A 9545-nucleotide genomic window follows, 5' to 3' on the forward strand; every position below is an offset into this window, starting at 1 on the left:
TTTGAGGCGTTTCGCCGCAACATCGCGCGGATCGTATCAGGTCAGCGGTGTCCAGGTGCCGTTCGGGTTGCGGCAGGCGGCGCCGCGCGCGACACTGTCCTGTCCCTTGACCGTCACCGTGTGGCTGTATTGGCGGCAGTTCTGCGAACCGACCTGGTAGGGTGCGGCGGCAACGACGGAGCCGCTGATGCCCGATCCCTCCCAGACGACCGGCTGGCCGCCACGTGCCACTTCCAAGGCGCGGTATTCCGCCTCGAGTGCCCTCTGGCGGTCGGCCTTGCTGATCGAAAGCCCCGCCGTGCGCCCGATCACCCCGCCACCAAGGGCAGCGATATAGGAAGCGGACGTATTCGATGTCACCGTGCCGCCAGTTTTGCCAGCATCGCGCGAGGTGGTGCCGCAACCGCTCAGAAGCAGAGCCGACGCAATCAGGCACGCAGCCGGAGGAGCTGAAAAAAGCGTCGTGAAACGGGCCTGGTTCTTCATCGTGCGGGGCAGCTCTCGCGATTTCCGTTGTATCGGCAGATCATGGCCGGCGTCAGGCCGATTCCATGGCTGACTGTCTTTTTACATTCCGCGCCTGGGCAGGCAACAAACGGAGAGCCCAAAGCCGAACCGTTTCGAGATTTTGCCTGCGACTCTGTCAAAAAAGTCACGCAAGGTTTTCAAAGGCGTCCCATCACGAGACAGCCGGCAGCAGTATCCGGGCATTCAGCCCGCCACGATCGCCGCGCGACAGGTCGAGCGTCCCTTGATATTCCCCCGCAATCTCCCTGACGATCGAAAGCCCGAGGCCCGTGCCGGGTTTGCTTTCGTCCAACCGCCTGCCGCGCTTGATCGCAACGGCGATCTGGTCCGGTTCGAGACCAGGGCCATCATCATCGACCTCGATAGTAATCCAGTTCCGCCGCCCCGGGTCCTTGCCGTGCAGCCCCTCCGGTGCGATGTGCGCCGTGACGCGAACCAGATCGGCGGAGTATCGTGCGGCATTGTCCAGGAGGTTTCCGACTGTTTCCTCGACATCCTGCTGCTCCATGGCAAGGATCAGCCCGTGTGGCAAGACAGTCAGTACGAAGGTCTTTTCCGGATGCAGCCTGCGCATGACCCGCACCAGCCGCTCCAGTACCGGCTCCACTTCCGTGCGCGCCAGCACAGACTCGCGCTGGGCGGCGATCCGTGCCCGGTTGAGATAGGACTGAACCTGCATCTGCATCGCATCGGCCTGTGCCTTGACGAGGTCGCCATGCGGCGCCTCCAGCACCCGCGCCTCGTTCATGAGAACCGCAATCGGCGTCTTCAGCGAATGGGCGAGATTGCCGACCTGCATGCGGGCGCGCTCGATGATACGGCGGTTGCTGTCGATCAGTGCGTTGACTTCGCTCGCCAATGGCTGAATTTCGCGCGGAAACTCGCCGTCCAGCCGCTCGCTTTCGCCGCCACGGATCTTTTCGAGCGACCGTCGCGCCTGGTCGAGCGGCCGAAGGCCGAAGAGAATGGCAAGCGCATTCATGCCGAGGCCGCCGAAACCGAAGATCGACAGGGCCAGATAGAGATTGCGGTTGAAATCGTTGATGTCGGCTTCCAGCACGTCGCGATTGCCCGCAACCCGGAAGCGGGCCGTATGGCCCTGGATGTCAAGCACCACTTCCGTCTCGGCCACTTCGACTTCGTTGTTGAAGGAATCGACCGTCGTGTAGAAGCGCTCGTAGCGGATATCGAACGGAACCTCGTCAAGGCTGGCAATCGGCAGCTTGCCCGAACCGAGCGAGGTCGACATCAGCGGCGGCGTATTGAATTCGCCGATCGGCTCGACGATCCAGTACCAGCCGGTCTGCGGCTGCGAAAACCGCAGGTCGCCCAGCTGCGGACTGCCGGCCAGCACCGACTTGTCGTTGACGACGATCGAGTTGATGACGTTGTAGAGCTGCGCGCGCAACAGATCCTGAAAGCCGCGCTCGGAGCCTTGTCTGTACAGCGCGGAGATCACCACGCCGATCACCACCAGCGCCGCCACAGCCCAGATGGTGGAGACGAGCAGAACGCGGGTGGTAAGAGATTGCGGACGAAGCCTCATGGAGACATGCGCCCATCATGCTCCTGCGTATCGAACGTGAAAAAACCCTTGGTTTCGGTCATGTCGATCCCGCTCAGGATTTCGTTTCCTTGCTGGTCATGCCCGGCGCCTGCATACGATAGCCCAGGCCCCGCACGGTTTCGATCAGGTCGTTGCCGATCTTCTTGCGCAACCTGCCGACAAAGACCTCGATCGTGTTGGAATCGCGGTCGAAATCCTGGTCGTACATATGCTCGACCAGTTCCGTGCGCGACACCACCTGTCCCATATGGTGCATCAGATAGGAGAGCAGCCGGAACTCGTGCGAGGTGAGCTTCAGCGCCACGCCATCGACCATCGCCTTGGAACCCTTGGTATCCAGGCGCACAGGCCCGCAGACGATCTCCGAGCTTGCATGCCCGGCTGCCCGCCGGATCAGCGCGCGGATACGCGCCAGGACTTCCTCGACATGGAACGGCTTCGTCACATAATCGTCTGCGCCGGCATCGATACCCGCGACCTTGTCGCTCCAGCGGTCGCGCGCCGTCAGGATCAGGACAGGCATGGCTTTCCCGGCGCCACGCCATTTTTCAAGCACCGTGATACCGTCCATTTCGGGCAGGCCGATATCGAGAATGACCGCGTCATAGGGTTCGCCATCACCGAGATAGTGGCCTTCTTCGCCGTCATAGGCCTGATCGACGACATAACCCGCCTCCTTCAACGTATCCGTCAGCTGACGGTTGAGGTTGACGTCGTCTTCGACCACCAGAATGCGCATAAACAGACCTTTTCCCTTCAGCGAGAGCCCATCCGCCGGATTGAGCTGCGCGCTGCCACACAAGACTCAATGAATATCCTATTCGATCCGGTTCGAGAACATTTTCGATGCCAGCGACTGCGGCTGCGTTACATCGGCACCCGCATCGTCACCTTCTTCGGACGGCCGCCATTGCCGGGAATGAGAACGGTCACGACGCATTGACCGTCGCTGGTCGGCTGCGCGGACAGGAGTTCGCCGCCGGTCTTCGCCACGACCTCAGCAGCAGCCTGGCCGCAATCGCGCTCCACCTCGACAACCGCCGATGGCACATCAATCGCTAGCGGCGCGAATCCGGAAAGGCTCGCTGCCAGCGTTGCTATGATCAAGGGTGAGGACATGGACGCACTTTCGACTTGGGAAGCATTGTAATTTTAATAAACGAAACAGTCTGAATGGCAAATGAATGTCCTGCTAACGCCGTGGTTTGCCCGGTCTTGGGCAATCTCCTTGGGCAATCTCTAGCGCAATCGCTTTCTCGCCGAAATTCGGCCCCAGATTGCCACCAGCCCGCCTGCCGCAGCAGCAAGCGCGGTCAGACCGTCGACCAGTCCACTCTGGTCGTCCGGGGCTATCTCCAGCCCAAGAAGATGGCTGCACGAAGCAAGGATCGCAACCACGCCTCCCCACACCGTCTTCGACATATACCAGTTCTTCAATTCACCCATCACGTCGTCCTTTTCCAGTTTGCTGTTTGTTTCCGTCACAGGTCCAACACGGCCTGCGCCGGTACCCCGAAACAACCTTCTGCCCTTTCTGCCGCACGCGGACCGACAAAGCCGTCTGCTGTGTGCCGAAATCGTCCATTTCAAAGGCGACCGCGTAGTCGAACACCGGTTCGGACACATCCACGGTCCGCTTCACAGCCCCGCCATCGAGAATTTCGAGACGATAGCCCTCCAGCGGCTCGTCGAGTGCAATGTCGCCATCCAGCCAGTGATCGGCATCGCGCCGGGCGCAGCGGGTCCAGATGATCCGGATGCTGCCGCTCTCCATACGCCGCGCCCGCAGGTGCACCGGCGCAACCGGGGTTTCGGCCCTCGAACCGCCGGCGAATGCGAAAGGCCCGACCGGCCCCGTCGTCTGCCCGCCCGCCTCCACGATCCAGTTGATCACGCGCCCGGCCTCGTCAGCACTCAGTCCCAGCGGTTTGATAGCCGCATTGAGCACCACCAGCGGCGCGCCCGCAGCAGAACCCGCCATCATCGCGTCCGTGGTCCCGTTGAGCCCGCGCAGAAGCGTCGAGAGCCGCCAGCGCCCGGCAACGATTTCCTCCGCAACCCGGAACCCGATAATTTCCCAAACGCCGTTCGCAGCCAGGACTGCAACACGGTTCTGCCCGTTCAAGACGGCAAGACGATCCGCGGAGGACAGGCCGCCGAAATGCAGGTCGAGCGTGATCGCCCGGGCTGCGTCGAACCGGCCCAGCACGCCTGCGGCCAAAGCCTCTGTCAGGACGCCCGTCTGCGCCGGCTGGTCCATCCTCGCGCGCGCTTGATACCCTTCCGTTGTCGCAGACGACGAGAGCAAAGCGGTGCGCCATGGTCGCGCGAAGACCGCGCCCCGGGCAAAAGCGGCCGCCTCGCCGGCCTCGTATTGCGGCAGATCCATCAGATGCACGATCGGCGAAAAGCCGTCCGAGGGCGTGCGCGGCGGATTGACGGAGCGCGATTGCAGGCTCGGCCCGCCGCCGCTCGACGGCACGAAGGCGCGTGCCTCGACGGAGCGCACTGCTCCGTCCTCGATCCGGCCGACGATGAAGTTTCCTGTCGGCCCGTCATCGAACGCTCCGTGATCGAACGCAATCACATCGCCCGGCTCGACGTCGACCGCCGTCGGCGAAAGCGAAAACCGGATACTGCGGCGCGACACCTGATGATCCCGAAGCGCATCCTCGACGGCAGATGCGGCCGCACCGTCATGCACCACGCCGGGCACGGAGAGGCGCAACACCCGGTCATTCGCAGGCGTCACGCGCCGCGACCGGGTCGTTGTCCGCTCATAGGCATTCACCGGATCAAGATGATCGAGAATGGCCTCGCTGCCGAAATCGCTGTCATGGCCGCGCATCTCCTCGAATAGCGGCTGCTCGTCGATATCCGCCAGCACCGAGATCGGCCGCGCCGGTGACGCCTGCTTCATGCGCGAACGAAACCGCAAGGTCGCGCCGTCTTCCACCGCATCGATCTGCAGCGCCGCCATCAGTGGTTCCAGCACGTCCCGGGCCGAAGCCTGCTCCGATTGCACATAGCCGCAGAGATCGCCGCAGACGCGCCGCGTGTCGCCGGCCTCGAAACCATGATCGGCAAGGATGGCGGCAATCACGTCCGCTGCGGTCGACGCCCCGAGCCGTCCGTTCAGCCAGTGCCCGGTCTGCCAGTTATCGCCATCGGACCAGAGATCCGTATTCTCCGGAAAGGCCGGCTCCGGCCGCGCATCCCAGGTCCAGACGAACATGTGATCCGGATCAACGCAATCCGGCGCGTCCGGCCCCTGCCAGAAGGCATGCTGCGCTTCCAGAAACCGCCGCTGCATCGCATCGCAGCGGGCACCATTCGAGAAATACGGGACCGCCGTCTCCGACGATTTCGGATCGGTGAAGACGTTCGGCTGATTGGCCCCCTTGTCGATCGCCGGGCAACCGAGTTCGGTGAACCATACGGGTTTGGAGGCCGGAACCCAGGTGGTCGCCACCGTTTCCTCGGCACCACCGATCCGATTGCGGTGCGCCTGCTCCCACCAACTCGCAATGTCCTTGTAACGATAGACCCAGGGCTTGCCCCCCAGCCCATCCGTGATCGGCGTGCGGACGCGATCCCGGCGATCCGCATCATCGGCATAATACCAGTCAAACCCTTCGCCGGACGCGACCATCGCCCGCATCGCGTCGGCGTCTTCGGCAAGCGCGAATCCATCCGGATTGCCCTCGGAAAGATCGCCATCGCGCCAATCGGAAAGCGGCATGTAGCTGTCGATACCGATCGCGTCGATATCGGCAGATGCCCAGAGCGGGTCGAGATTGTAGTGGACCTCGCCAGAACCATCCGCCGGATGGTAGCCGAAATACTCGCTCCAATCGGCGCCGTAGGTCAGCTTGGTCCCGGCGCCGAGAACGGCCCGGACATCGCCTGCCAGCGCGACAAGCGCCTCGACGAAGGGAAACGCTCCCGCCTCGTCGCGCAACTGCGTCAGCCCGCGCAACTCCGAACCGATGATGAAACCGTCGACTCCGCCCAACGCATCCGCCAGCAACCCATAGTGAAGAATGAGGCGCCGATACCCCTCGTCGGCAGCCGTCGACATCACCGCGGTGCCCGATACCGAAAAATCCCCAACGTCGGACGCTCCACAGAATGCCTCGACCTGCGCCCGCGCTGCGGCCGTCTGGTCGGCGCTCCCCGGCAATCCCGGCGCCGGATGCGACGTGATGCGCCCGCGCCACGGATAAGCCGGCTGACCTGTCGCGCCATAGGGGTTCGGCAGCGTGTTGCCCGCCGGAATATCCATCATCACGAAGGGATAGAGATAAACCTTCAGCCCGCGCGCCTTCAGGTCGGCGATTGCCGCCACGACGCTTGCGTCGCTCGGCGTGCCGCCATAGGCCGGCCCGCCGTCGTTCCGGCTGACGACCATCGCGCTACCGCGCGCTAGTCCGGAGACCGACCATGGTCGGCTTTCGTCCTCCCGCGCCGCCGTCTCGACGCCCGGCAAAATCCGGCAATGGCCCGCCCGCAGATCCGTCCCGAACCAGGAAACCACCAGGGCCACGCGCTCAAGGTTGGGACACAGCGCCTGCAACTCGTCGATCGACGCGCGCCAGTCCGAACTTGCATGAAAAACATTGCGGTTGATCAACCGGCTCGCGCCTGCGCCGGTCTTCTCCGTAACCACGGTCGGATCATAGCCATGCTCGCTTGAGCCTGGAATGATCGTCACCGCCCGGATCGCCCTTTCCAGCGCGCCGACCGGCCGCAGCACCTCGAACTGGATCACCGGAATGCGGTTGCCGTAGCCGTCCAGCGGAAAGCGCTCGAACACCGCATAGGCAAGGCCGCGATAGGCCGGCTCCTTGCCGGTTCCCTGCTTGGCCTCGATCAGCGGATCGGGGAGCTGATCATCCGTCCCGCGATAGAGCCGCATCTCGACCCCGGTCAGATCGATCTCGTGCCCGTCAGCCCAGACCCGCCGCACGCAGGCGATCTCGCCCTCGCAAATGCCGAGCGCGAAATTGGCATAATATCGAAAGGTTTCGACCCGCGGCCCGCTCGCCTTGCCGCCCTGCCGCTCGACGCGCACCTCCTCTTCGAACCGCGTCGCCCAGATCAGTGTGCCGCCGATCCGCACGGTTCCATAGGCCCGCGTGATCGCCGTTCCTTCCTCCGCCCCCGGTATGCGCGCATCGCCGAGGCGTGTACCGGAAACCGTCGTCATCCCGTTGATGATCGAGCGGTCGACGATAGACCCGGCAAGCGCACCGGCAGCGCGGCCAAGCACCGCGCCGACGGGACCGAACACGCTGCCGATTGCGGCACCCGCCGCCTGCAGAAGGATGGTTGCCATGGATGTCAGACCTTTTCGGGAAAACGAAAAATCCCGGCGATCCGCCGCCGCCAGGAAGGCACGAGCGCGGATTCGATCACCGCCGCCTGCTCATAGGCATGGATAAACCGGTCGCGAGCGCTCAGAATTCCGGCATGTTTGGCCGGCAGGTCCGGCCGCCAGCAAAACAGCACGAGATCGCCCGGCCGCATCGCCGCCACCGCGAGCTCCGCCCCGAAATGCCGCCGCGCCGCATCCCGCAGCCGGTCTTCGCCGCTGCGTTCCGCCCAATCCGGCTGATAGGCCGGAGGCAATTCCGGCTCGGCGCCATAGATCTCCCGCCAGACGCCCCGCACCAGCCCCAGGCAATCGCACCCGACACCCTTCAGGCTCGCCTGATGCCGATACGGCGTCCCGATCCAGCTTCGCGCCGTTTCAACAATCCGACCCGCAAATGCGGACGACACACCCTCCCCTCGAGGGGGAGGGTCGGCGCAAAGCGCAGGGGTGGGGTGACCCTCGACGCTGACCTCACTCATAGAGCGCCCGCCCGTCGTGCACCGTGTCCCCATCCGCATAGCCGAACGCGAAATCCGTCCCCGGCATGTGCGGAAACCCTTGAAAATTCAAAGAATTGGAAAATTTGGCGCCACAGGTGGCAAAACTCTTGTCGCAGCCTGCAGTCACCGTAAACGTATCACCGACCGCAAGCGGCAGAGGCGGCGGCAGCCAGAGCGATAGCGTCACCGCGCCGTCTTCCTTCCGGTGGTCCTCGATATCGCAGACATGCCCCGCATTCGCTCCGCTCGCAAACCGAAACACACCGTACCGGTAAAACCCCGTTGCCGCCGCATTAAGCCCCGTCACCCCGAGCCGCGTCTCGCCAAGAACGGCCGCAACCGCCCCCTCGCCGCGAAAGGCCGGACTGTCGAGATTGACCGTGCAGCGTCCGTCCCCAAGCACCGCATCGCAGCGTCGCCCGTAAATCCGCCCCTGCACCTGATCCAGCCGATGCGTCATCCGCCGCAGCTCCGCACGAAAGGCGCCACCCGCCCGCGTCACATCGCCGATTTCCTGTACCCTGAGCAGCACATGCTGCTCCGGCGCCTGCCAATTCACCTGGAACACCTCGACCCTGGCGCCGTCATAGCGCCCGGCGACCACGTCCGCCTCGCTGATCGCCGCACTCGAAAATCCGCCGCTGACCTCGCCCGCCTCGACCGAAAGCCCGCTTGCCGCCTCGCTGTCGGCCGCCTGGAAACCGCTTGCGGCCAGAAAATCAGTCCCGCCAAAACTCAAATCATGGTCATGCTCGGTGAATCCGAGCACGACGCCATCGCGCCGCGTCACCCGCCAGCAATGGCACATCGTGGTGGCGTCGCCGGAAAGATGCGCGGCAAGCGCCGTTGGAAGCGTTCTCATGGCATGATCTCCACCAAAGGAATGGACGGAATGCGCCCGGCCTGGAATTGCGTCAGGTCGACATCGATCCGGTCGGTGTCGAAGCGCACCGGCACATCGAATTCGTAACCGGCCCGAATTGCCGCGCCGCTCGCCGGAATTTTCGTGGGCGTGAACGTCACGCGCCCCGTCGTGACATCGAGCGCAAAGTCGCCCGGACCCGCCAAGACGCCGTCCACCGAAACAGCGACGCTCCCCGCCACCGGCTTTGCGATCTCGCGAACGCTCGCGCCGCCCGTATCGCCATAGGTCTTGATCAACTGGAACGTGGCGGTCGTACCATCCCCCGTGCCGATCCCCTGATCGTTCGCTGTCACCGTGCCGCCGGGCGGACAGGACTTGAAATCAAGCGGATCGCGAAACCGGAAGCCATGAAGCTGCCCCGCCCGCGCCTCGAAAAATTCAAGCACCGCATAAAGGTCCGCGATCGACTTGATCCCCGAGCCCGCGTCATAGTGCCGGCGTGCATCGCGCCAGCGCCGGTTACGGTTTTCCCGCCCGTTTGAAAGGCTGACGATATCCGTTCGCCTGACCGGCCCACCGCTCGTCCCGAGCGCCAGGCGCAAAGGAAACCGGACCTCGTGAAATCCTGTTGGCATGATGTTTTCCGTTATGTCTTGAATCGGTTGGCTGAAAGTCTTCACAGATCGTTGAGTAAAACGACGGTGGATG

Annotated in this window: 9 protein-coding genes; all 9 read right to left on the reverse strand. The window is 63.7% G+C overall.

The features are described from left to right. Positions 1-36: 36 nt before the first annotated feature. The 9 genes from ACSQ3F_RS20985 to ACSQ3F_RS21025 all read right to left on the reverse strand — a co-directional run bounded on the left by ACSQ3F_RS20985 (position 37) and on the right by ACSQ3F_RS21025 (position 9472). The gene (locus ACSQ3F_RS20985; protein ID WP_436101982.1) at positions 37-486 is read right to left on the reverse strand and encodes a hypothetical protein; all 450 of its coding nucleotides are present in this window, start codon (positions 484-486) and stop codon (positions 37-39) included. A gap of 193 nt (positions 487-679) precedes the next feature. After that, the gene (locus tag ACSQ3F_RS20990; RefSeq protein ID WP_436101983.1) at positions 680-2074 is read right to left on the reverse strand and encodes an ATP-binding protein; all 1395 of its coding nucleotides are present in this window, start codon (positions 2072-2074) and stop codon (positions 680-682) included. A gap of 73 nt (positions 2075-2147) precedes the next feature. Next, on the reverse strand, positions 2148-2834 hold the full coding sequence (feuP, locus tag ACSQ3F_RS20995) for a two-component system response regulator FeuP (protein WP_436101984.1): 687 nt from the start codon (positions 2832-2834) through the stop codon (positions 2148-2150). A 128-nt stretch (positions 2835-2962) separates the two neighbouring features. Next, entirely contained in the window at positions 2963-3214 is a 252-nt protein-coding gene (locus ACSQ3F_RS21000) for a hypothetical protein (protein ID WP_436101985.1), read from the reverse strand. Between the two features lie 120 nt (positions 3215-3334). Next, complete coding sequence (locus tag ACSQ3F_RS21005) at positions 3335-3541, reverse strand: hypothetical protein (protein ID WP_436101986.1); 207 nt, start codon at positions 3539-3541, stop codon at positions 3335-3337. Continuing rightward, positions 3534-7433, reverse strand: a complete 3900-nt coding sequence (locus ACSQ3F_RS21010; protein ID WP_436101987.1) for a baseplate multidomain protein megatron — start codon at positions 7431-7433, stop codon at positions 3534-3536. Before ACSQ3F_RS21010 ends, ACSQ3F_RS21005 begins: the two co-directional genes overlap by 8 nt. Positions 7434-7438: 5 nt before the next feature. Further along, a complete protein-coding gene (locus ACSQ3F_RS21015) occupies positions 7439-7879 on the reverse strand; it encodes an NlpC/P60 family protein (RefSeq protein ID WP_436101988.1) in 441 nt (146 codons plus the stop codon). Positions 7880-7943: 64 nt separating this feature from the next. After that, complete coding sequence (locus tag ACSQ3F_RS21020; RefSeq protein ID WP_436101989.1) at positions 7944-8834, reverse strand: DUF2163 domain-containing protein; 891 nt, start codon at positions 8832-8834, stop codon at positions 7944-7946. Further along, positions 8831-9472, reverse strand: a complete 642-nt coding sequence (locus ACSQ3F_RS21025) for a phage distal tail protein, Rcc01695 family (protein WP_436101990.1) — start codon at positions 9470-9472, stop codon at positions 8831-8833. The genes ACSQ3F_RS21020 and ACSQ3F_RS21025 overlap by 4 nt, the downstream gene beginning before the upstream one ends. Between the last annotated feature and the right edge of the window lie 73 nt (positions 9473-9545).

It is taken from the genome of Pararhizobium sp. LjRoot238, assembly GCF_964252955.1.
Classification (GTDB): Bacteria; Pseudomonadota; Alphaproteobacteria; order Rhizobiales; family Rhizobiaceae; genus Pararhizobium.

Bases quoted from the DNA above. Each gene is read 5' to 3' on its own strand.
- ACSQ3F_RS21010 (WP_436101987.1), bottom strand. From the start codon at position 7,433: ATGGCAACCATCCTTCTGCAGGCGGCGGGTGCCGCAATCGGCAGCGTG.
- ACSQ3F_RS20985 (WP_436101982.1), bottom strand. From the start codon at position 486: ATGAAGAACCAGGCCCGTTTCACGACGCTTTTTTCAGCTCCTCCGGCT.
- ACSQ3F_RS21005 (WP_436101986.1), bottom strand. From the start codon at position 3,541: ATGGGTGAATTGAAGAACTGGTATATGTCGAAGACGGTGTGGGGAGGC.
- ACSQ3F_RS21000 (WP_436101985.1), bottom strand. From the start codon at position 3,214: ATGTCCTCACCCTTGATCATAGCAACGCTGGCAGCGAGCCTTTCCGGA.
- ACSQ3F_RS20990 (WP_436101983.1), bottom strand. From the start codon at position 2,074: ATGAGGCTTCGTCCGCAATCTCTTACCACCCGCGTTCTGCTCGTCTCC.
- ACSQ3F_RS21025 (WP_436101990.1), bottom strand. From the start codon at position 9,472: ATGCCAACAGGATTTCACGAGGTCCGGTTTCCTTTGCGCCTGGCGCTC.
- ACSQ3F_RS21020 (WP_436101989.1), bottom strand. From the start codon at position 8,834: ATGAGAACGCTTCCAACGGCGCTTGCCGCGCATCTTTCCGGCGACGCC.
- feuP (WP_436101984.1), bottom strand. From the start codon at position 2,834: ATGCGCATTCTGGTGGTCGAAGACGACGTCAACCTCAACCGTCAGCTG.